The sequence below is a fragment of the Paraburkholderia sp. JPY465 genome (genome assembly GCF_050436725.1).
Lineage (GTDB): Bacteria > Pseudomonadota > Gammaproteobacteria > Burkholderiales > Burkholderiaceae > Paraburkholderia > Paraburkholderia youngii.
In genome coordinates this window covers 2,095,638-2,118,301 of record NZ_JBNDMT010000002.1, presented here as the reverse complement: position 1 = coordinate 2,118,301, position 22,664 = coordinate 2,095,638, and the positions used below count along the sequence as shown (strand labels likewise).

Sequence of the window (22,664 nt, the reverse complement as noted above, 5' to 3'; positions counted from 1 at the left end):
TTACCGCGTTGAGGTCTTCACACGCTCAGGCGCCTCGCGGCGCTTGCTGCCCGGCGTCGTTCTCGCCGAAATCGCTGGCATAGTTCGTTTCGTAGCCGTAATTCTTCGTGCTCCGACGCAGCGGTATGCCGTTGAACACCGCGCCCGCGATGCGCCCTTCCGCGCGCTCCACCTTTCTGATCGTGTCGGCGATCTCCTCCTCGCTCTGCATACCAGAACGCAGCACGAGCAGCGAAGCGCCCGCCTCGTTCGCGATGATCGACGCGTCGGTGACCGCGAGGAAAGGCGGCGTATCGATGATCACCAGGTCGAACTGGCTCGACAGCCGTTCGAGCACATCCTTCAGGCGCGGCTTCATCAGCAGCGCGGCGGGATTCTCCGGGCGCACGCCGCACGACAGGAACGTCAATCCGTCGATGCGGGTCGAGCGCAACGCATTGCGCAGCGGCAAGCGTTCGGACAGCACTTCGGATAGGCCTCCACGATTGCTCTCGTTGAATAGCGAGGCGAGGTGGCCGCGCCGCATATCAGCATCGATCAGCACCACGCGCTGGCCGACCTCCGCGTGCAGGATCGCCAGATTCGCGGCGACGAAGCTCTTGCCAGCGGACGGCGTGGGGCCGATGACCATGACGATGTTGTTGCGTGCATGCGCGAGATCCCGCGTGACGGCGGTCCGTACGCTGCGCAGCGCTTCGACCGATGTGTCGTGCGGAAAGCGCGCGGCGAGAATCCTGTTAGGAATCCCCGTATCGAGCTGAATCTCGTGCAGACTCTTCTGCAGCGGCGGATGGGCACGCCCGGTCGCTGGCGGCAGAGACTTGCGGCCCGCGGTCGCATCGCGATCGAGCAGCAGTTGCTGATGGCTGAACAGAATCTCGCCAAACACCGGCACGCTCATCTGGCGCTCGACGTAGCGCGGGTCGGTCACGCCGACCATCACGTGGCGGCGCATGAAGACCAACACGACGCCAGACACCATACCGAGCACCAATCCGCCGCCGAGCACGAGAATCGGCTGCGGCATGACCGGCATATGCGGTCTCATCGCAGGATCGAGAATGTGCGCGCCGCCCGTCGTGCTGGCGCGGCGCACCTGCAATTGCTCAGCCTTTTGGACCATGCCGAGATACACCGTCTCGGCGACCTTCTGCGCGCGGATCAGATCGACGCTCTCGCGCTCCGACGCCGGCATGCCGTTGAAATGGTCGGAGAATTTCGCTTTCGCTTCTTTCAATTGCGCCAGTTGCTCGTCGATGTTCTGCACCCAGCGGCTCTGCGGCGTATACCGCTCGAGCATTTGCGTGCGCTGCAATTGCAACGTCGCGATCTGCTTGTCGAGATCGAGGCCGCCCTGCAAATAGGCTTGCGCCTCGTTGGTCGGCTGCATCGATTGCGAGTTCGAGCGGAAGTTCTTCAGCGCTTCCTCGGCTTTTCGCAGATCGCCGAGTAGACGCGGGAGTTCGCCGTTAATGAACGCGAGCGTCTGCGTGTCGTTCGACTGCCGGCTCGCCACCGCGGATGCGAGGTATTGCTGTCCCAATGCATTGGCGACGGCAGCGGCTTTGTCCGGACTCTTGTCGCGGTACTGGATTTGCAGCAGCCCCGAGTCTTTCACCTTGTCGCCGATCTTGATCAGGCTCTCGAAGTGCTTGATCGCATCGAGCTCATTCCAGCGGATCACTTCGAATTTCGTGCCGGGCCGCGCAGCGAGCTCCTTCACGAGCATCGACACGCCGTTCTGCTTGACCGGCATGCCGACCGTGCCACTCGCCAGCAATTCGCCGGACGGGCCGTGCAATTCGAAGCCGCCATTGTCCAGTGCGGTCAAGGTCAGCTTCTCTTCCTCGAGTTCGCGCGGCACGTCGAGCGCGGCGATCTGCACGCGCTCACCGCCCCATGCATACGATTTCAGGCCGAGCCACGGCGCCGCAGGCTGTCCCGGTGTAGCAAATTTTTCGGCGATGTCGCCGAGCACCGGAAGCTTGCGCGGCTTTACCGAAATGTCGAAACGGAACTGATCGATCACCGGCTGCAAAACCGATCGGCTTTCCATCACCGCCATTTCCGTTACCGACGACGGCGTCGGCGGCGGCAACAGGTCCTGGTTCTGCAACGCAAGTCCAAGCGCATTTGGCTCGGGCGGGTCCACACGAACGATTACGTCGGCGGAATAGATAGGGGTGGCAATCAGAAGATACGCGACCGCGAGCGTGAGGACGACGACCGTCGTCACCACGATCTCCCAGATGTGGTCACGCATTAGCGTGAGCATCCCGCTGGCACTGAGTTGTCTGCGCTCGGTATCAACAGCGGGATAGAGCGAGTTTTGCGGATAGTAATCCACCGGTCTGATCCTTGCAGGTTGATGAAACAAAACGATCGACGATCGCTTTGCGTCGCCACGTCGCTTTTTATGCCGCCGGCCGGATAGACCCTGGATTGGCTGGCAGCACGGCGAAGCGACGTGCTGTGTCGGGTTAGGTCGGGGAGCCGTGTTCGGGACCTCTCGAACCACGGAAGGCTACACACCTGTTGCTTATCCACCGCGGCATTGCCGATTGTTCTTCTCACGAATCAGCGAATGCGGTGCCCGCCATTCACGTAATTCGCGATTGACAATTTCTCTCTCGATGTTGCGGTGAAGCATAGTCCGCAAAGGATCGAGGCATTCGCCGGCGGCCCAAAGTAGGGTGCTATTGGCCGATAATGCGGAGCCTTTTACAAATGAAACAGAAGCTGGAAAGGCTTGTTGCGATCTGCAATTGCTGTAACAGAGTTATACGATAGGCGCCGTACATCGCGACAGAACGCCAAATCCGCAACGGGAGTGCAAAGAATGCCGTTGATATCCCGCAAATCGTGCCGATTCCAAGCCACTCGGCGCATTCCGCCGATGCCCTGGCTTCTCGCCTGCAAAAATCGCGCTAATTGATCTGGAAAAAAATTCCGTGCAACGTTAATTAGTAGCACGCAATTCGTCGAATGGCGAGGTAAGAATTTCTCGAATCTTGACGATTACGCCAAAACACCCACGCATGCCGGCCAAGCTCGTCTGACCGAAATCGATGCGCTAATCTCAATGCGTAGATTTTCCTGTCTGGAGAAGCTCGCGTGATGAAGCACATTGGTCTATTCGTCTTTCAGGATTGTTCGATGGCAAGTACCGGCGCGATTGGCGACGCGTTTCGGCTTGCCAATGAGTTCAAGAGAACGGCTGGCGAAGAGGCGCCATACCGGTTTACCGTGGTATCCGACGGCGGTGGTCTGGTGACCAGTTCGTCCGGCATATCGATCTGGACGCAAGGCCTCGAACGCTATTGCCTCGCGGATTTCCACGCGTTCTTCGTGGCCTGTCGCGACGTCACAGAAGTGGCCGAATCCAATGACCGGTTTCTGTCGTGGATCTCGCTGCAAGGATCGATCGCATCTTTCGGCATGCAACAGGGTGCGAATCTCGCGGTCGTCTGCAACGATCCGCTGCAATCGATCGTGCCGATTTTTCTGTTCGACGACAGCGGTGACGCCGCGCGCACGCAAAGCAATGTGACGCCGACCGATCTCGCGCTCGCGCAGATCGAACGCGACATCAACACCGACACGGCCCGCAAAATCGGCCGCATCCTGCAAACCGGCTATGCCGAGAAGAGCCGTTCGGAGCTCGACGACGTCAATATCACGACGACGACCGAGAAGATTCGCGAATCGGCGCGCTGGATCAAGGAGAACTACAGCAAGGCTATTTCTGTTGCTCAGGCGGCCGAGTCGGTGGCGATGAGCAAGCGCAATTTTCAGCGCCGTTTCAAATGCGAGTTCGGCATGACGCCACTCGAATATCTGCTGCGCACCCGCTTCGAGATCGTTCGCTCGATGCTGAAAAATACCGATTTGCCGGTCGATAAGATCGCGCGTCGCTGCGGAATGGGCGACGGTAATCGGCTCGGGCGGCTATTCAAGGAGCGCTATGGCATGTCGCCGACGCAATTCCGCGCGCAACAACATGTGGATGCGGAAGAACGCTGGCTGACACCGGAGGAAAGCTGGAGTGCCGCGACCGAGATGTTGCGGCAAGCGCCGCTGACGCTTTGATTTCAATTCCCTGTTACTCCGAGCACGAATAGTCGGCTCGACCGCAAAGGGATAAGAACATGACGATCATCAAAACCGCCGAACTGGCCGCGGAGGACGCGGCCGTCGCGCCGGAAAACATGGCCTCCCTACAATCCGTTGACAGTGCCGTGGCTGCGACCTGCGAGCGGCCGGGCCTGCACGCAGGCGCGCATTTCGCGCAGGAGCAAGCGCCATCTACCGTGAGAAAGATCAAGGAAGCGGCGAAGACCTTATTGCCGGATGCCCTTTTCCTAAGCCTGTTACATCACAAATGCACTGGCCGTTATCCGAATCTGATTCGTCCGGTGACGTTCAATGAGAAGATCCTGCAGCGCAATCTTCACCCGGATCCGCGTTATATCGACCTGACCGACAAGCTGCTGGTGCGGGACTATATTGCGCGGAAAATCGGTGACAAGCATTTGATACCGCTGATCGCAGCGCCCGATGTATTCACACCCGAAGTGTTCGACGCGCTGCCCAATTCTTTCGTGATGAAAGCCAATCACGGCAGCAGTTTCGTGGAAGTGGTGAGAAATAAATCGGAGACCTCGTTCGACAAGCTGAAGGCACTCGCCGATCAGTGGCTGCGCACCGAATTCTATTACGTTGGGCGCGAACGGCACTATCGGTCGATCGAGCCGCGCGTGTTCTTCGAGAAGCTGCTGCTCGATCAGCGCGGTCAGATTCCGGCCGATCTCAAGATGCACTGCTTCGGCGGCCGGCCTGGGGGGCCGATCATCTATATCCTCGTGATCTCCGACCGCTTCGGTACCGCAACGCACGGCGACGTGTACGACGTCGACTGGAATCACCTCGATATCGCCATCGGCGACTACAAGCGCAGCGCGGCGCCTGGTCCGCGCCCGCCGAATCTGGACGCTGTGCTCGATATCGCGGTCCGTCTGTGCGAAGACTTCGACTATGTGCGAGTGGACCTGTACGCGCCGGACGACCGCGTTTACTTCGGCGAACTGACATTTACGCCCGGCGCGGGCGTGCTGCCGTTCACGCCGGACAGTATCGATTACGAGTGGGGCAAGCTGATGGCTTGAATCCGCTTTCTTTCGCTGCGTTTGGATTCCGCCATCGAGCCTGGGCGGCGAACGTCGCCCACCATCAAGCCGGAAACATTCCGTTTTGCAGCTTTGCTCCGTCGGCCTCGCGCGAGGCCAGAAACGCCAGCAACGCTTGCGCCGCTTCACGGTGGCGCGCCGCCGTGCAGATCGCGGCGGTGAAAGTCGTGGTGGACTGGATGGCGGCAGGAAGCTCGCCGAGCACGTCGATACCCGGCACATGAATCAATTCACTCATCTGCTGAAAGCCGAGTGCGGCTTCTCCGCGCGCGACGAGCGTGCCGACCGGCACACCCGGCGGCGCCTTCACGATCCGCGAAGCGATCTGCCCGGCAATGCCCCAGCGTTCGAACAGCTTCAGCAGATGCGTGCCGCTCGGCCCCGTCGAGTAACCGATGCTGCGCGCACTGAGAATCGCGTCGCGCAGCGCCGCTTCGGTCGCGATGTCCGGGTGCGTTGCTCCGGCCGCGACCGCGACCGCGATGCCCGAGCGTGCAAGCCCGACGCGGCTCGCCGCCTCGACGCAACCCATCGCGACGAGCCGCTCGATCGCGTCGGCGGCGAGCACGACGATATCGAAGACTTCGTCAGCCTCGACCCGGCGCGCCGCATCGACGCCACCAACCGATTCGATCGTGACGCCCTGCCCCGTACGCCGCTCGTACGATGCGGCGAGTTCGGCGAGCACCTGGCGTGTCGCCATCGACGAAATGCCGGTGATCGGCGCACGCACGGCGTGACCGTTGATCTCCGCGACCACGCCTGTCAGTCCTTGTAACGCAGTCCGGCCTGCTCGAGCGGCCCGCGCATGTTGTACATGTCGAGACCGAGCACACCGGAGGCGAGTTTCGCGCGCTTCTCGACTTCGTTCGCCTCGCGTGCCGCGGCCTTATCGAGCACCGCTTGCGCGGCGGCCGCCGGCACCACGACCACGCCGTCGTCATCGGCAACGACGACGTCGCCCGGCGTGACCAGTGCGCCCGCGCACACGACCGGTATGTTCACCGAGCCTAGCGTCGCCTTGACCGTGCCCTTCGCGGAAATCGCCTTGCTCCAGACCGGGAAGTTCATTTCGGTCAGCACGCTGACGTCGCGCACACCGGCGTCGATGATCAGCGCATGCGCGCCGCGCGCCTGGAAGCTGGTCGCGAGCAGATCGCCGAAGTAGCCGTCGGTGCTCTCAGCGGTGACAGCCGCGACGACGACGTCGCCCGGGCGGATCTGTTCGGCCGCGACGTGCAGCATCCAGTTGTCGCCCGGTTGCAGCAGCACCGTGACGGCCGTGCCGCTCGCGCGCGCGCCGGTATAGACCGGGCGCATATACGGCTGGAGCAGGCCCGTGCGGCCCATGGCTTCATGCACGGTGGCCGAACCGAGCGCGCCGAGTTGGGCGGCCACGTCCGCATCCGCGCGCTGGATGTTGCGATAGACGACTCCGATTTCATACATGATTACAGCCCCTTCGTTTTCAGCAAGGCATCGAGACGCGGATAGACGCGCCGCGCGTTGCCCTCGTAGATCTTGTAGCGCTGCTGCGGGTTCATATCCGCCGCTTCAACGTAACGCTTCGTGTCATCGAAATAGTGACCGGTTTCCGGATCGATGCCGCGCACCGCGCCGATCATCTCGCTCGCGAACAGGATGTTGTCGACGGGAATCACGTGCGTGAGCAGATCGATACCCGGCTGATGGTAGACACAGGTGTCGAAAAACACGTTGTTCAGCAGATGGTCCTTCAGCAACGGCTTCTTCATTTCCTGCGCGAGGCCGCGGAAACGACCCCAGTGATACGGCACCGCGCCGCCGCCGTGCGGAATCACGAAACGCAGTGTCGGGAAATCGCGGAACAGGTCCGAGGTCAGGCATTGCATGAACGCGGTGGTATCCGCGTTCAGGTAGTGAGAACCGGTGGTGTGGAAGCACGCGTTGCAGCTGGTGCTCACGTGGATCATCGCGGGAATGTCGTACTCGACCATCTTCTCGTAGATCGGGTACCACGAGCGGTCCGACAGCGGCGGGCTGGTCCAGTGGCCGCCGGACGGATCGGGATTCAGATTGATCGCGACATTGCCGTACTGCTCGACGCATTTGACGAGTTCGGGAATACAGGTGGCCGAATCGACACCCGGACTTTGCGGCAGCATCGCGGCCGGCACGAAGTTCTCCGGAAACAGCTGGCTCACGCGATAGCACAGTTCATTGCAGATCGCGGCCCACGTGCTGGAGATTTCGAAGTCACCGATGTGATGCGCCATGAAGCTCGCACGCGGACTGAAGACCGTCAGATCGAGGCCGCGCTCGCGCATCAGTTTCAACTGGTTGTTTTCGATCGACTCGCGCAGCTCCTCGTCGCTGATCTGCAATTCGGACACCGCCGGCATCTCGGACGGACTCTTGATGCCTGCGATCTGGCGGTTACGCCACGTCTCCAGCGCTTTGGGCGCGGTGGTGTAGTGGCCGTGAATGTCGATGATCACCGTGATTCCTCAGTAGATGAATTTGACCAGCGGGCGCGCGCGGACTGCACGCGCGCCACGTTCCTGCGTGCGTCAGTGCGCGTGACGATGGGACCCCTACACGCCCTTCTCAATCAATTGGCGTGACGGTACGTTTCGTCCTTCGCGGGCCAAAGCGCGGGTTAACCATATGGTCGAAGCGAGTATCCGCATTTTCAGCGTTCGGCATAGCGTCGCCGAAGTCCGTCCGACTCGCGCCACGCCGCGCCGGACAGGCGTTCAACCTAGTCCCACCGCCCTTCGAAGCGGCCCTGCCGAAAGCTAGTTTGGACACCAGCTGATAAACAAAACAGATGACGCGGGAACGAACTCGCATAGAACGACAGCGAGACGCCCCGCTTTTGCGATCGACGTGAATGCGCCGCGCTTGCAGCGGATTTGCCCCACGAAAAAAGGGCCCACAAGAGAAAAAGCAGATGACCGGTTCCCCTTCAGATACGTCGGTTAGAAGCTGGCGTCCCGGTAGCCGAAGCCGTCGCGTCACGCTGCATCTGCCAGGGAAAGCACCGAGCCTCAGCTTCACGACTTTGCATACAATGTATCCGTCAATCGGCTGAGTTACCGGCCATCTCGCCGTTAAGGAGAGCAATTTGCATACAATGCAGACCCCGCCGACGCGATCGCCGGACGACGTCTATCTGGCGATCAAGCAGTCGCTTGCCGAGCACCGCTTTGGCGCAGGCCAGTATCTGCGCGAAGAACAGCTCGCCAAAAGCCTCGGTGTGAGCCGCACACCGGTGCGTGAAGCGCTGCGCCGTCTCGGCGCCGAGGGCTGGGTCGAGATCCGCCCGAACTATGGCGTGCGGGTCAAGGCATGGTCGCTGCAGGACGCGCGTGAAATCTTCGAAGCGCGGCTTCTGATCGAACCATTTCTCGCCGGGCGCGCCGCATTGAACATCGGCGCGGCCGAAATCGAACGGCTCCGCACACTCGCGGAACAGATGTCGGCCATCACGCGGCAAGCATCCACGCCTGAAACGACCGAAGCATGGTTCGCCGCCAATGGCGAGTTCCATTCGATCATCACGGCCGCGGCGGGCAATGCGCGTCTCGACCGTTCGTTGACGTCGATGAAGGAAACCCCGCTGATCAAGTGGACCTTCGACTCCTACAACGACGAACACCGCGCCAGCAGCGCACGCCAGCACTTCGAAATCGTGCAGGCGCTCGAGAATCGCAATGCCGCCTGGGCCGAGGCGATCACCCGTTGTCATATCCTCGCCGCCGAGAAAGCGGTGCTCGACCGCTATCAAAGGGAGCACCCTTCGTCGTAGCCGCCGTAGCCCACGCATCGAAGCACCCACGAATACCCGTCCCATAACGACGCAGGAGACGTGAAATGCCGAGCACCGTGAACGCTGGTCCAAGACTGGACAGACTGCCCCTCTCCGGTTTTCACCGGCGCATCCTCTGGCTGATCGGCGGAGGCATGTTTCTCGATTCGTTCGATATCTACCTTGCCGGCGGCGTGCTCGGCGCGCTCGCGAAGAGCGGCTGGTCGACAATGCAATTGAATGCGGCGTTTCTATCGTCGACCTTCGTCGGCATGTTATTGGGCGCATTCACGGCCGGTTTGCTGGGCGATGCAAAAGGCCGCAAGTTCACCTATCAATTCAATCTCGCGATCTTCGGTCTCGCGTCGTTCGCCGGCGCGCTCGCGCCGAACATGACGTGGCTGATCGTCTGCCGTTTCTTCATGGGCCTCGGGCTTGGCGCGGAAATCGTCGTCGGTTATGGATCGGTCGGCGAGTTCATTCCGCCGGCCGTGCGCGGCAAGTGGTCCGCGTACCTGTCGCTGATCACCAACTCCGCGCTGTTCTTCTCGACGTTCATCGGCTATCTGATCATTCCGTCGATCGGCTGGCGCGCGATGTTTGCAATCGTCGGCGTCGGCGCGTTGATCGTCTGGGTGATTCGCAAGAAGATGCCGGAGTCGCCGCGCTGGCTCGAATCGAAGGGCCGCTACGCCGAAGCCGATGCGATTCTTCGCGCGGCGGAAGCCGAATCGGCAAAGGGTGAGCCGCTGCCGCCCTTCAAGCCTTCGTTCGACTCGGCCGCTGCCGCACCGCGCTCCACCACGCTCTTCGAATTATTCAAAGGGCCGCAGATTCGCCGCACGCTGCTGGCGATCTGCGTGCAGATCGCCGTCAACGTCGTGATCTACGGCTTCATTGTCTGGGTGCCGACCTTCCTGATCAAGCAAGGTCTCGGCATGGCGTCGTCGCTCGGTTATACGACGTTGATGTCGCTCGGCGGTCCCGCCGGCGCCTTCCTCGGCGTGCTGATCGCGGACCGGATAGGCCGTAAAAATGGGCTCATTGCGGTCGCGGTGATCGCCGCCGTGGTCGGCTGGCTGTACGGACACTCGACGAACGTCGCGACCGCCACAGTACTCGGCTTCCTGCTATTCACGCTCACCTATCTGATGGTCGCGCTCGGCATCGCCACTTACATCCCCGAGCTGTTCGCCACGGAAATCCGCATGCGCGCGAACGGCATTGCCGGTTGCGCGGGCCGCATCGCCGGGATTCTTGCACCGCAGCTGGTGGTCGTCATGTATGCGACGGGCGGTGTGCGCGACGTGCTGTCGGTGATTGTCGGCGTGCTCGTCGCGATGGCCGCGATTCTCGCGGTGTTCGGCATCGAAACGAATCAGCGCTCGCTCGAAGACATCGCGCCGCCGCCCACAGTCGATATCGACACCGCGCTCGCCGGCGCATCGGTCGCGCGTGAACCGCGTCAATGATCCGCCCTCGAATCGGCGCACATTCATCGTCATCAAACGGAAATAGCATGAACGCACTGCATAAACGTCAGCAATTGAAGGCACGTCTCGCCCAACCGGAAATCGTCACCGCCCCCGGCATCTTCGATCTGATCTCAGCGAAGATGGCCGACTCGATGCAATTCGATTGCCTGTACATGACGGGCTTCGGCACGGTCGCGTCCTACCTCGGCCTGCCCGATGCAGGCCTCGCCACTTATACCGACATGGTCGATCGCGTCACCGCGTTTTGTGGCGCCGCCAACACGCCCTTGATCTGCGACGGCGACACCGGCTACGGCGGTCTCCTGAACGTCGCGCACACGGTACGCGGCTACGAGCGCGCCGGCGCGGCTGGCATCCAGCTCGAAGACCAGGAGTTTCCGAAGAAATGCGGCCACACGCCAGGCCGCAAAGTGATTGCGCTCGACGATATGGTGAAGAAGATCAAGGTCGCGGTCGAGACGCGTGACGACGCAAACTTCCAGATCGTCGCGCGCACCGATGCTCGCACATCGCGCGGACTCGACGAAGCATTGCGGCGGGGCGAAGCGTTCGCCAAGGCGGGCGCCGATGTATTGTTCATCGAATCGCCGGAAACCGTCGAAGAGCTGGAGATGATCGCACGCACGTTCGATACGCCGCTGCTCGTGAACATCGTCGAAGGCGGGCGCACGCCGCAACTGACCCCGGCTGAATTGCAGAAGCTCGGTTTTTCGATTGCGATTTATCCGGCATCGGGCTTTCTCGCGGTCGCGAAAGCACTGCACGATATCTACGGTCAGATCAAGGCGCAGCGTGGCACAACGCACATGGAAAACACCATGTATCCGTTCTCCGAAATGTGCAATCTGATGGGCTTCCCAGCGGTATGGCAGTTCGACCGTGAGCACGCCGAATGACGACGAGCTGACAAAATATTACGTTTTTCAGCGTGCCAGACGCGTAGCATATCGGGGGCATGTCCCGCGAGCGCCCCCACTCGCATTCGTCATTCAACCGCGGAGATTTCGGAAATGAGTATTTTTGGTGACATCGTGCACAAGCTGTTCGGCAAAGCGAAGCCGGACCAACCTCCCCCCGCGACGGAACCCACCCCCGACCCGGCCGCCGCGCAAGCCGCGACGCCCAACGCGCCCGCCGCACCCGCACCGCTGTCCGACGTCGACGTGGCCGCGGTGATGGATCAACTCGTCAGCGAAAGCGGACAGACGTTGAACTGGCGTACGTCGATTGTCGACACGATGAAGGCGCTCGGTGTCGACAGCAGTCTCGAACACCGCAAGCAGCTTGCGCAGGAATTGAAGTACAGCGGGGATATGAACGACTCAGCGAGCATGAACATCTGGCTGCATAAGCAGGTCATGCAGGCACTCGCGGCAAACGGCGGCAAGCTGCCACCCGATCTGGCAAGCTAGGCACGACAAACCAGGCGTTTCGCAGAAAGCGAAACTCAGTGCAGTGAACGTCCCGCAGTAAAAATCAATCGCTCAGACGAAGTTGCCCGGTCGATTCACTGACCGGGCAACTCGAACCTTCTCGGCGCGGCAATCAATGCTCGCGCAATCGGATGGCAAAAACGCGCACTGCACGCGCCCCGGACAGCACGATTGCCGTCAGCCACGTATCGAAACGCGGGTGACCGAACACATTGCGATGGAATACACGCGGCTATTGCGCCGCGGTGAGCTTGAGTCCCGGCCGCAGTGGCTGGGGAGGCTCCAGAGGAGCCTTGCGTTCGTCCGACACCTGTTCGATTCCCTTTCTCGTGACTTCTTCGAGGAAGGTCAGGCGAGCCCGATAGTAATCGGCACGCAGCTGTGCGTCGAGCACCAGCTGTTCGGCCTGAAACAGTTCCATGCGCAAGTTGTTCAGCGCGCGTTCGGCCTGTTTCTCGGGAGTAGGAGCATGTTGTGAAGCCCAGTTAGCAAGCCACCTTATCATGGTGAATCCCTCCTTGAGTTCAATGCTCTGCTGCGACAAAGGCTATCAAATAATGGACGCGGCGTGTGTTAATTCGTTACAGGTGTTGCAAGCTTCACCACTGATACCACAACCCGCGCGACAAGAAAAAAGCCCGCACAGCAAAGGCGGGCAATCCCACTCTCTTTGAAAGCGTGTCACGAGGATGACACGCCACAAGTTTAACCGTCGTGCAACCCGCACCTACGTGTGCTGGCGATCAGTTCCGCGCGAATATATCGATCGCCCTTGAATCTATTGAAGCGCCGCCACGTTTTTCGCAATGGCCCGCGCAAACTGCGCGATCTGCCGCCCCTGCTCGATCAGATCCATCGCGAGCCGGAACGTGACGACGTCCGTCTTGTCGGCCAGCTGAAGCTTCGCGAGCACGACCTGACGCGCGGTCGCGGCGAGTTTCTCGATGCCGGCTTTCGCGTCGATGACTTTCGCCACTTCGTCCGGATCGGGCGCCTCGATCGTGCGAATCGCCTGCTCGAGATTGCGGATCACCGCCTCGGAAAACTGCGTGGTCGCCGCATCGCGCAGGCGCAACAGGTCGATCTGCTGCGTCATTCGCTGCTGCGCGACGCTCAGCAGCGTCGTGCCGACAATGCCGCTGATGCTCTCGAGGTGACTCGTGACCTGCGTATAGCCGACCATCTGCTGACCTTCCTCCTCCGAGTGTTCCCCCTTCGACAGGCGGCCGATATATTGAAGAATCTCGAAGGAAAGCCGGTCGCTTTCCTTGTCCTTATCGAGCATCTGATTGATCTCTTCCATCGTGCCCGTCGACACCATCTGGGAGCCGCGTTGCACGACTTCGAGCACCTGCATGCCGAGCCGGGTCAGCTCGATACGCACGCGCTGCAATCCAAGCGCCGGCACCGTCAACACCGACTCGTCGAGATACTGCGGATCGCCCGCGGGTTTGGCGGGCTTCGCGCGCTGCGGCACGACCAGTTGCGCGAACCGCGCGATCGGACCGGTAAACCAGATCAGCAGCAGCGTGTTCGCTACGCTGAACAGCGTATGCACATTGGCTACCTGGCGCGGCGCCTCGGCCGCGAGGCGCTCGAGGCCCTGCAGGTCTGGATGCGACGGCGATATCCAGCGCACGAATTCCGCCATCTGAGGAATCAGAAAGAGCGCGATCACGACGCCGAGCACATTGAACACCAGATGCACGACGCCCACCTGCACCGCCTCCGGTGGCTTGCCGATCGAGGCGAGCAAGGCCGTGCCGCAGGTGCCGACATTCGCGCCCAGAATCAGCGTAATAGCGGCTTCGAGAGGCATCAGGCCCTGCCCGCTCAGCGCAATGACGACCGCGAGCGTCGCCGCCGAGCTTTGCACGATCGCGGTAAAGACCGCCCCCACGATGACGCCGACGAGCGGATTGCGCATGTCCTGCATCGCGTCGATGAACGGCTGGTACGTGCGCAACGGATGCGTGGACTCGCCCATCAGCTGGATGCCCATGAACAGCAGCCCTAGCCCCAGCACGACGCGGCCGATCTGCCGCAACACCTCGCGCGGGGCAAACGCGTGCAGCACGAAGCCGATCGAGAGCATGTACGGCGTCAGACGCGAAACGTCGAAGGCGATGATCTGCGCGGTGATGGTCGAGCCGATGTTCGCGCCCATGATCATCGGCACCGACTGGGCAAGTGTCATCAGGCCGGCGGACACGAAGCCGACCATCAGCACCGTCGTGATGGTCGACGAGTTCAGCAGCGCGGTCACGATGGCACCCGCCAACACGCCACGAAACCGGTTCGCGGTCAGCACGCCGATCAACGACTGCAGTTTCGATCCCGCGATCGCCTTGAGCCCGCCGGTCAAGAACTCCAGCCCCAGAAGAAACAGTGCGAGGCCGCCGATCAACAGCCCGAAGATCCCAAGGATGTTCAACTTGTCGGGATCGATGTCAGCAAGATAATCAGTCATCCGATGTGCCTCTGATGATCACACGAATAGATGCGAGAGCAAGGGACGGCTTCGCACCCCGGACCGACGACCGTGGCGGCGGTCTGCCGCACTGTGTCCGGGGCAGCTACTTAAGGCTAACGCTAAGGGTATGAGGAAGACGGCGCGCAGGCAAGGACGGGAAAGCGGCCGGCGGCAACGAGACACCGGAGTTCGCAAAGCATTCGACCAGTAGTCAACGCGATTCATTGCCTCGTCAAACAACGATTCCTGCATCCGAATTGACAGTTAACCCGTAGGTGAAAATGCCCATCGTCCGGGCCGATTGCCGCTGCCAATAATAGGTCCATCCTCCAATCAAACTTGCTCAACTCACCCTAAACAAGAAGGAGGACTTATGGCAAATCGTGTTGCATACGTAACCGGCGGCATGGGTGGTATCGGAACCGCCATCTGCCAGCGCTTGCACAAAGAGAACTACACCGTCATTGCGGGCTGCGGACCGAACTCGACCCGCAAAGCCCGATGGCTGGAAGATCAGAAAGCGCTCGGCTTCAACTTCATCGCATCGGAAGGCAACGTCGCGGATTGGGAGTCCACCGCGAAAGCGTTCGAGAAGGTCAGGAAGGAAGTCGGTGAAGTCGACGTGCTCGTCAACAACGCGGGCATTACGCGCGACGGCATGTTCCGCAAGATGACATACGAAGACTGGCAAGCGGTGATCGACACCAATCTCACGAGCCTGTTCAACGTGACCAAACAGGTCATCGAGAGCATGGTCGACCGGGGCTTTGGGCGCATCATCAACATCTCGTCGGTCAACGGCCAGAAAGGCCAGTTCGGGCAGACCAACTACTCCACGGCCAAGGCCGGCATTCACGGCTTCACGATGGCGCTCGCGCAGGAAGTGGCGACCAAGAACGTGACGGTCAACACCGTGTCGCCGGGCTATATCGGCACCGACATGGTCAAGGCCATCCGTCCGGAGGTGCTGGAGAAAATCGTCGCGACGATTCCGGTACGGCGTCTCGGCACGCCGGAAGAGATTGCGTCGATCGTCGCGTGGATCGCGTCGGATCAGGCGGGCTTTGCGACCGGAGCGGATTTTTCGCTGAACGGCGGTCTGCATATGGGCTAACGGGAACGGCGCCGCGTGGGATGCGGCGCAGCCGTCTTCCGTTATCGACGTTGTCAGGTTCCGCGATGGTTTAGCGGCCCGGCGCAAGCCGGCCGCCTCAGTGAGCATATGACCAGAAAAGCGAGCCGTACTCGCGCCGCACCCGCGAAGTCGCCGCGCACCCGCCCGAAGGCGATGCTGCGCCCGATCGTGCCTGCCAAAGCGGGCGAAATCTCGCTCGACTATCACATGACGCTCGAAGCATTACGCAGCGGCGTCGCGAATCAATATCACGTCGGCAGCATGGCGCAGGCCATTTACATGGCGATGCTGCTGAATCAGCGCGGCTATGGTTCGGCCGTACCCGAGTTGTTTCGCGACGCGGAGGGCGTGATTCTGCGCTGCCGCCAGGCGGGACTCGAAACCGGCATCTGCGTGGTCGATCACGACGCCTTCGCGCTGCTCGGCCAGGTCCTCACGCTCTTCGATGAGCAACTCGCGGTGGCGCCAGTGGGAGAGTTGATCGCGGTCAACGCGAAGCTGAAGACCCTGTTCAGCGCCGCCAATGGCCACGGCGACGTCGACGGCGACGAGAACACCGCATAACGACGCGTTGGCATTTACTTGTGCAATGCGCCGCGCACATTCGACACATCGTTTCGCGTGACCGGTCCGGCCGCGTTTCCCCATGTGGTCCGCACGAACGTGAGCACACGGGCCATTTCGGTGTCCGTCAGCTTGCCGGCGAAAGACGGCATCTTGTGCGGCTCCGGTCCCGACTCGGTATGCGGACTGCCGCCGCCCTCGACCAGCAACCGCACCAGTGACGCGCTCGATGCCGATAGCACCGCGGGGTTGCCCGCGAGGCGCGGATACTTATGCGGCACCCCTGCCCCGTCCATCTGATGACAGCGCGCGCAATACGACGCATAGATGCCCGCGCCGGGTCTTTCCACGTCGCCGGTTTTCAGAGCCTGCACGGTTTGCTGCGCGGCGTTGGAGCGTGCGTTGAAATTACCGCTCGGCGCGCGCGGCGGCAGGCTCTTCAGATACGCGGCGATCGCCGCGAGATCGTCGTCGTTCAGGTATTGCGTGCTGTCTTCGACGACCTGCACCATGCTGCCGAACGTGATGAGTCCGCCGCCGTGGCCGTGTCGAAGGAAGTCGACGATGTCGGCCGCGGAACTGCGGCCGAGCCCCGAGCCCGGGTCGGCGCTCAGGTTCGGCGCGAACCAGTGGTCGTTGGTACCTCCCGTCAGATAAGCCGATGCAGACTCGTCATAGCCGCGCTCTTCGTAGGCGGGTCCGCGCGGCGTGTGGCAGGCGCCGCAATGGCCAAGCGATTGCACCAGATACGCTCCACGATTCCACTGCGCGTCATGTTTCGCATCGGCCTTGAACTGGCCTTTCGGTGCGAACGCCCAGTCCCAGAACATCAACGCCCAGCGCTGATTGAATGGAAACGGCAAGCGCGTTTGCGGGGCGGGCACCGCGACCGGTTGCACGCCGTGCATGAAGTAGGCGTAGAGCGCGTGCATGTCGTCATCGGTGATCTTCGCGAACGACGGGTACGGCATCGCCGGATAAAGCCGCTTGCCCCCGGGCGCGATGCCCTCGCGCAACGCGCGGGCGAAGTCGTCATAGCTATAACGGCCGATGCCGTATTGCGGGTCCGGCGTGATGTTCGACGTATAGATCGTGCCGAACGGCGATCCCATGCCGAGCCCGCCGGCAAACGGCGGCGTAGCTTCAGGCGCCGCGCCCGGATGCGGGACGCGCGGCGCGGCGGTGTGGCAACCGGCGCAATCGGCGGCTTTGGCGAGATATGCGCCGCGTGCGATCTGCGCGGCGTCGGTGGATGCGTCCGGTGGGTTCGCGGCGGCATCGGCCGCGCCGGCCGCGTTTGCCGCCGTTGCTATCGTCAGCGCGCATGCGGCCACGATGCCGTATCCAACCGTGTCGAGAACGCCGCGCTTCATCACCACCACCTGCACGGCGACACGATCGCGACCGCGACATCCGTAGCGATCAATGCGAATAGAAATAGCATGCTCGTCATCACCGCGACGTGCGTCAGAAACCAGTCGAGTTCGGCGCGCGTGCGGCGCTCGCCGTTCAGCGCGCCGAGTTTCAGCGGCGCGACGCGGCGCAGATTGCGCCATGCGACCCAGGCGCCGAACGCGCCCGCGACCAGGCACACCGTGCCGAGCGCGACGATCGCCGGACGCATCCACGACACGAGCGGCGCGCCGAGCGGATGATTGTGCGGATAGCAGGCCTGCGCGGCGAGCGTCTCCGCCAGCATCATCTGCAACAGCCACGCGAACGGCGCCGCGAGCAGACCGATCAGCACATAGCGCATCGAGATGTGCGAGTCTCGGGGCAGCGTCGTCATGACCACTCCCGGAACAGATACGGCGTCAGATACAGCGTGCTGAAAATGAACAGCCACACGACATCGACGAAGTGCCAATACAGCCCGCCGATCGACAGCGCCGCGCAGCGCTTGTCGTCGAAATAGCCGAGCGCGGTCCAGATCGCGAGCAAGGTCAGCACGACGATTCCGACCAGCACGTGCGCCATGTGAAAGCCGGTAATCGTGAAGTACAGTGAGCCATACTGATGCGAGGTCAGGCCATAAGGGTGGTTGTGCCACTCGCGCAACTGAATGCCCATGAAGATGCAGCCCAGCACGATGCCCGCCGCCATCGACGCGACACCGAGTCGCAACCGCCGCCGGCGCACACAGCGCTCGCAGAACCAGACGAACACGCTGCTCGACAGCAGAATGACCGTATTCGCGCTGCCGAGCCCGAGCTTCGGCAATCCCTCGGGGGGCCAATGCTGCTGGCTTTGCGACGCCAGATACAGATACGAGAAGATCAGATAGCCGAACAGCGCGCCTTCGGTCGCGATCAACGTGACGCAGCCCCACCAGCCGCTCGATCGCTCGCCCGCGCTGCCAACCGGCAATGCTCGCGCGGTCCGGTCCGGTTCGCTCGACGCGCGATTGAAGTTGAGTGCATCGCTCACGTCAGCCTCCCGCATCTTCGACCGCGACCGGCTCGCGCTGGATCAGCGCGCGCTCGGGCCACAGCCACGTGATGATCGACATCGCGCAACCGGCCAGCATCGCGCCCACGAAAACCCAGGCGGTCAACGCGAGCCCCGCGAACAGCAGCGCGGCAAAGACCGCGAGCCAGAACGGCGCGTACGAGTCTTCGGGCATCTTCAGGATCACGTCGGGACTCGCTTCCAGTGCGGTCGTGCCCAACGCTTCGCGACCCTGCGCGAGCAGATAGCCTTCGTCGAGTTGCGAGCGCGCTTGATCCGCCTCGCCCGGCTCTTCGACGCGCCCTTCCCACAATGGATGCCGGCTCGCGAGCGTCGGCACCACCGCGAAGTTGTACGGCGGCGGCGGCGAGCTGACCGACCATTCGAGCGTCGGCGCATCCCACGGATTGTTGCCGGCGGGCTTGCCGCGCTTCAGGCTCACCGCGATATCGATCAGAATCAGCAGCACGCCGGCCGCAAACAGGAACGAACCGAGCGACGTGACGAGGTTCACGGTGTTCCAGCCCATGTCGGCGGGATACGTGTACATGCGGCGCGGCATGCCGAGCAGTCCCGCGATATGCATCGGAAAGAACGCGACGTTGAAGCCGATGAACAGCACCCAGAACGCGAGCTTGCCGAGACGCTCGTTCGTCATCCTGCCGGTGAACTTCGGAAACCAGAAGTAGATGCCGCCAATCACCGGAAACACATTGATGCCGAGCAGCACGTAGTGCAGATGCGCGACGACGAAGTAGGTGTCGGTGAGTTGCCAGTCGAACGGCACCGCCGCGGTCATCACGCCGGAGACACCGCCGATCACGAACAGCAGCACGAAGCCCGCGAAAAACAGGAACGGCACGCGATACACGGGGCGGCCGGTCCAGATCGTCGCGACCCACGCGAACGTCGCGACCGCGCTCGGCACCGCGATCACCATGCTGGCCGAGCCGAAGAACGACAGCGCGAGCGCGGGGATGCCGGTCGCGAACATATGGTGAATCCACACGGCAAAGCCGAGCACCATCGTTGCGACCGTCGCCAACGCGACCGGCCCATAGCCGACCAGCGGCCGGCGGCAAAAGACCGGCAGCGCATCCGACACGATGCCCATCGCCGGCAGCACGACCACATAGACCCATGGGTGCGCGAAAATCCAGAACAGGTGCTGCCATAACAACGGACGCCCGCCATTGAGCACGTCGAAGAAATGCGTGCCGATGCGGCGGTCCATCCACAGCATCAGAAACGCGAGGCTCACCGAAGGCACCGCCAACAGATTGCCGCCCGACGCGGTCAGCGTGCCCCACACGAGCACCGGCACGCGATCGAGCGACATGCCCGGCGCGCGCATCCTCAGCAGCGTGACGACGAAGTTCATCGAGCCGACCGTCGTCGAAATCCCGAGCAGCACCATGCCGAGCGCATACACGTCGATGTTCGGGCCGTTGCTGTATTCCAGCCCGGACAGTGGCACGTAGTTGAACCAGCCTGCGTCGGGGGCCTGACCGGTCGGAAAACTCGCATACAGGAAGATGCCGGCGAACAGGAACACCCAGTACGACAGCGCGTTCAGGCGCGGAAAAGCCATGTCGCGCGCGCCGAGCACGAGCGGCCAGAGGTAGTTCGAGAAGCCGGACAGGACGGGCAGCGCGTACAGAAAGATCATCGTCAGTCCGTGCATCGTGAACAGCTGGTTGTACTGTTCGGGCGTGAGCACCGTTGCATTGGGGCGCGCCAGTTGAACGCGCATGATCAGCGCTTCGACGCCGCCCATCAGCAGGAAGACGAATGCGGTCACCAGGTAGCGCAGACCGATGGTCTTGTGATCGACCGTCGAGAACCAGCCGCGCCAGCCGGGCCGCGACTCCCAGATTTCGCGCAGCCGCTTTTCCTGCTCGCTGCCGGGCTCGACGCGGCCGCGCCGCGGCGTGCGTGTCAGTGCGGGCACTGAAGCGGAAGCGGGATGTTCGGACATTGAGCGGGCTCCTCGAGTGCGATGCGCTTCAATGCAGCGTCGCCAGATACGCCGACAACGCGGCGGCCTCGCTGGTGGTCAGCGCGATACTGGGCATCAATCCATCGGGTTTGATTCGCTGCGCGTGCTCGATCCAGTCGAGCAGATGGTCGGGCGTGTTGCTAAGCGCGCCTGCCGCGATCATCCGGCGCGAACCGAGATGCGTCAGATCGGGCGCCTGCACGCCGGTGGCCTTGGTGCCGCGAATCGTGTGGCAGCCGGCGCAGCGCTCTTCGAATAGATGCCGGCCGGCCGCGACAGCTGCGTCGCCGGTGGGCACGCTGGCCGCGCGTCCCTGCGCGTCGCGCCACGCGTTGAAGGCGGCGGTGTCCTGCGCGATCACTTCGAACGCCATATGCGCGTGCTGCGCGCCGCAGAACTGCGAGCACTGCCCTCGATAAATGCCGGGACGGTCCGCCTGAATCCACTGCTCGTTGGTTTGCCCCGGAATCGTCTGCGTCTTGCCCGCGAGTTGCGGTACCCAGAACGCGTGCACGACGTCCGCGCTTTTGAGCTGGATCTTCACGGGTTCACCGACCGGAATGTGAATCTCGTTCGCGGTACTGAAGTTGCGGGCCGGGTTCGGATCGTCGCTGTAATCGGCTTTCCACCACCAGTCGTAAGCGGTCACGGTGATCGTCAATTGCGGATACGACGCGGGCGACGCCACCGATTCGAGCGTGACCAGTGCATAGGCCAGCATCCCCAACAGCACGACCGACGACACCGCGGTACCGATGAACACCCAGCGGATGCCGCCGGGCTCGGCGCTCAGCGCATCCTCTTGCGTCGCGGGACGCTTGCGGACCATCGCGCCGATCAGCAGACCGGCGACGATCAGCGTGACCAGCGTCACGATCGCGGTGAAAACCCAGCCGAGGTAAAGCGTCGGACGGGCCGCCGGGCCCGCCGCGTGCAGGAAGTAATTCAGCGGTGCCACCGGGTTTGCGTGCGCGGAGCTTGCGGACGCGAGAGCCAGTGCCGCTAACGACGTGACGCTGCCGCGCCTGATGCGCCGTCCTGGCGTTCCGGATGCTTGCGCTGCTGCCACTGGGGACCCCGCTGGTGATGAGCTTTCAACACGCGTCGTCCCCCTGCGAACGAGACGACGCTTAAGCAGGCCAGCAAAAATCAGGCCGCGCGTGCGGCTGACGGGAGCGGGTCAGTAGAAGGGTGGATTCGCTCGGTCAGGCGAGCTGTCGTGTAAGCGGGAGTTGCTGCCGCGAAGAATTTATTTTAATAGTGGCCTTCTCAAAAAAAATCGCCTCTAGAATTCCGCTCTGCATAACTTAGTTATTTATAAGTTCACTGTTATCGGACAATCTGGAGGACAAGTGATTCAATGCACGTTCGAATTGAATGGTAAGCCAATGAGCGAATTTGGGATTGGCGCTCTATCGTTTCCTGCATACTCCGGGCAGGGGAGTTATATCAACAAAGCGGCTGGAATGTGCACGCGGAAGATCGGCGCCATTCCGGTCGGCCGATATTTTATTTTTGACCGAAGATCCGGCGGCATTCTTGGGCCATGGAAAGATCGGCTTAACCTGAATGGCAATAACAAGAGCGAATGGTTCGCGCTCCACGCGATCGACGCTAATATTGACGACGATAAAGTCTTATGCGACGGCATTATTCGTGGCCAGTTCCGATTGCATCCGAAGGGTCGATTGGGGAGGAGCGAGGGCTGCATAACTATCGACCGACTTGCAGACTGGCGTCATATCCGTTCGATATTTACCAACACGCCGAAAGTATCAGTTCCTGGATCGGAACTTAAAGCGTACGGTGAAGTGACGGTGAAATGAAAAAAATCCTGATCTGCCTCGCAGTCGGTTTCGGCTTACTGCTCGCAATCTTTGCCAATGCGCTGTGGTGGATGATGAATCCAGAAGCGCCCCTGAACTTTTCGAATCCGATATGGAAATTGGCGGTTCGTATGTACGGGGTCAAGACGGCATATCAAGAATCCGACCTGGCGTTTCTCATGTCGTCGGCCGGAATCGTGCTAGGTTTTGCCGCAGCAATTCTGCTTGTCTGGCGAAGCAAGAAACGTGGTCAGCGAAAGCTTGACGACTAGCCATCTTACGGTGGAAATAATCGCTGCCTCCGCATCAAAAAT

Annotated in this window: 21 protein-coding genes; 10 read left to right on the top strand and 11 right to left on the bottom strand. The window is 61.7% G+C overall.

The window, feature by feature from the left end:
- Positions 1–25 precede the first annotated feature (25 nt).
- Positions 26–2,347 (bottom strand): polysaccharide biosynthesis tyrosine autokinase, encoded by a 2,322-nt coding sequence (locus QFZ94_RS11885; RefSeq protein ID WP_368586610.1) that lies wholly within the window; start codon positions 2,345–2,347, stop codon positions 26–28.
- 809 nt (positions 2,348–3,156) lie between these two features.
- Between QFZ94_RS11885 and QFZ94_RS11880 the strand changes: the two genes are divergently transcribed.
- Entirely contained in the window at positions 3,157–4,089 is a 933-nt protein-coding gene (locus QFZ94_RS11880; protein ID WP_176107584.1) for a helix-turn-helix domain-containing protein, read from the top strand.
- A 59-nt stretch (positions 4,090–4,148) separates the two neighbouring features.
- Positions 4,149–5,165 carry an ATP-grasp fold amidoligase family protein gene (locus tag QFZ94_RS11875; protein ID WP_410849843.1) on the top strand — a complete coding sequence of 339 codons (1,017 nt, stop codon included), beginning with the start codon at positions 4,149–4,151 and terminating at the stop codon, positions 5,163–5,165.
- 64 nt (positions 5,166–5,229) lie between these two features.
- On the opposite strand, the gene QFZ94_RS11870 is transcribed toward QFZ94_RS11875, so the two are convergent.
- Genes QFZ94_RS11870 through QFZ94_RS11860 form a run of 3 tightly spaced genes read right to left on the bottom strand, consistent with a single transcriptional unit; the run spans position 5,230 to position 7,663 of the window.
- Positions 5,230–5,946: a substrate-binding domain-containing protein gene (locus QFZ94_RS11870; RefSeq protein ID WP_429457034.1), complete on the bottom strand. Its 717-nt coding sequence runs from the start codon at positions 5,944–5,946 to the stop codon at positions 5,230–5,232.
- Positions 5,947–5,951: 5 nt separating this feature from the next.
- Complete coding sequence (gene ligK, locus QFZ94_RS11865; protein WP_429457032.1) at positions 5,952–6,635, bottom strand: 4-carboxy-4-hydroxy-2-oxoadipate aldolase/oxaloacetate decarboxylase; 684 nt, start codon at positions 6,633–6,635, stop codon at positions 5,952–5,954.
- A gap of 2 nt (positions 6,636–6,637) precedes the next feature.
- Positions 6,638–7,663 (bottom strand): amidohydrolase family protein, encoded by a 1,026-nt coding sequence (locus QFZ94_RS11860; protein WP_429457030.1) that lies wholly within the window; start codon positions 7,661–7,663, stop codon positions 6,638–6,640.
- Between the two features lie 638 nt (positions 7,664–8,301).
- Between QFZ94_RS11860 and QFZ94_RS11855 the strand changes: the two genes are divergently transcribed.
- The 4 genes from QFZ94_RS11855 (at position 8,302) to QFZ94_RS11840 (ending at position 11,884) form a co-directional block, all read left to right on the top strand.
- Positions 8,302–8,976 (top strand): GntR family transcriptional regulator, encoded by a 675-nt coding sequence (locus QFZ94_RS11855; RefSeq protein ID WP_368586605.1) that lies wholly within the window; start codon positions 8,302–8,304, stop codon positions 8,974–8,976.
- A 65-nt stretch (positions 8,977–9,041) separates the two neighbouring features.
- On the top strand, positions 9,042–10,448 hold the full coding sequence (locus QFZ94_RS11850; protein ID WP_429457027.1) for an MFS transporter: 1,407 nt from the start codon (positions 9,042–9,044) through the stop codon (positions 10,446–10,448).
- Between the two features lie 47 nt (positions 10,449–10,495).
- Positions 10,496–11,368: an isocitrate lyase/PEP mutase family protein gene (locus QFZ94_RS11845; protein ID WP_429457025.1), complete on the top strand. Its 873-nt coding sequence runs from the start codon at positions 10,496–10,498 to the stop codon at positions 11,366–11,368.
- A gap of 114 nt (positions 11,369–11,482) precedes the next feature.
- The gene (locus QFZ94_RS11840) at positions 11,483–11,884 is read left to right on the top strand and encodes a DUF3597 domain-containing protein (protein ID WP_368586602.1); all 402 of its coding nucleotides are present in this window, start codon (positions 11,483–11,485) and stop codon (positions 11,882–11,884) included.
- A 253-nt stretch (positions 11,885–12,137) separates the two neighbouring features.
- Here the strand turns inward: QFZ94_RS11840 and QFZ94_RS11835 are convergent, their stop codons facing one another.
- Together QFZ94_RS11835 and QFZ94_RS11830 are read right to left on the bottom strand one after the other, a co-directional pair.
- The gene (locus QFZ94_RS11835; protein ID WP_013091148.1) at positions 12,138–12,410 is read right to left on the bottom strand and encodes a hypothetical protein; all 273 of its coding nucleotides are present in this window, start codon (positions 12,408–12,410) and stop codon (positions 12,138–12,140) included.
- A 273-nt stretch (positions 12,411–12,683) separates the two neighbouring features.
- Positions 12,684–14,375, bottom strand: coding sequence for a Na/Pi cotransporter family protein (locus QFZ94_RS11830; RefSeq protein ID WP_368586601.1), 1,692 nt, complete (start codon positions 14,373–14,375; stop codon positions 12,684–12,686).
- 376 nt (positions 14,376–14,751) lie between these two features.
- Here QFZ94_RS11830 and QFZ94_RS11825 point away from each other — a divergent pair, with 376 nt between their 5' ends.
- Complete coding sequence (locus QFZ94_RS11825) at positions 14,752–15,492, top strand: 3-ketoacyl-ACP reductase (RefSeq protein WP_368586600.1); 741 nt, start codon at positions 14,752–14,754, stop codon at positions 15,490–15,492.
- A gap of 108 nt (positions 15,493–15,600) precedes the next feature.
- Positions 15,601–16,077, top strand: a complete 477-nt coding sequence (locus QFZ94_RS11820) for a Fis family transcriptional regulator (RefSeq protein ID WP_429457021.1) — start codon at positions 15,601–15,603, stop codon at positions 16,075–16,077.
- A 14-nt stretch (positions 16,078–16,091) separates the two neighbouring features.
- On the opposite strand, the gene QFZ94_RS11815 is transcribed toward QFZ94_RS11820, so the two are convergent.
- The 5 genes from QFZ94_RS11815 to coxB are packed head-to-tail and all read right to left on the bottom strand — an operon-like array spanning position 16,092 to position 21,554.
- Entirely contained in the window at positions 16,092–17,450 is a 1,359-nt protein-coding gene (locus tag QFZ94_RS11815; RefSeq protein WP_429457019.1) for a c-type cytochrome, read from the bottom strand.
- Positions 17,450–17,866 (bottom strand): hypothetical protein, encoded by a 417-nt coding sequence (locus tag QFZ94_RS11810; RefSeq protein ID WP_410849835.1) that lies wholly within the window; start codon positions 17,864–17,866, stop codon positions 17,450–17,452. Before QFZ94_RS11810 ends, QFZ94_RS11815 begins: the two co-directional genes overlap by 1 nt.
- Complete coding sequence (locus QFZ94_RS11805) at positions 17,863–18,504, bottom strand: cytochrome c oxidase subunit 3 (RefSeq protein ID WP_429457017.1); 642 nt, start codon at positions 18,502–18,504, stop codon at positions 17,863–17,865. Before QFZ94_RS11805 ends, QFZ94_RS11810 begins: the two co-directional genes overlap by 4 nt.
- Before the next feature lies 1 nt (position 18,505).
- Entirely contained in the window at positions 18,506–20,503 is a 1,998-nt protein-coding gene (gene ctaD, locus QFZ94_RS11800) for a cytochrome c oxidase subunit I (RefSeq protein ID WP_429457015.1), read from the bottom strand.
- A 28-nt stretch (positions 20,504–20,531) separates the two neighbouring features.
- Positions 20,532–21,554: a cytochrome c oxidase subunit II gene (coxB, locus tag QFZ94_RS11795; RefSeq protein WP_429457771.1), complete on the bottom strand. Its 1,023-nt coding sequence runs from the start codon at positions 21,552–21,554 to the stop codon at positions 20,532–20,534.
- A gap of 322 nt (positions 21,555–21,876) precedes the next feature.
- Here coxB and QFZ94_RS11790 point away from each other — a divergent pair, with 322 nt between their 5' ends.
- Both QFZ94_RS11790 and QFZ94_RS11785 read left to right on the top strand, forming a co-directional pair.
- On the top strand, positions 21,877–22,350 hold the full coding sequence (locus tag QFZ94_RS11790) for a DUF2778 domain-containing protein (RefSeq protein WP_429457013.1): 474 nt from the start codon (positions 21,877–21,879) through the stop codon (positions 22,348–22,350).
- Positions 22,347–22,622: a hypothetical protein gene (locus tag QFZ94_RS11785; RefSeq protein ID WP_429457011.1), complete on the top strand. Its 276-nt coding sequence runs from the start codon at positions 22,347–22,349 to the stop codon at positions 22,620–22,622. Before QFZ94_RS11790 ends, QFZ94_RS11785 begins: the two co-directional genes overlap by 4 nt.
- Positions 22,623–22,664: the final 42 nt, after the last annotated feature.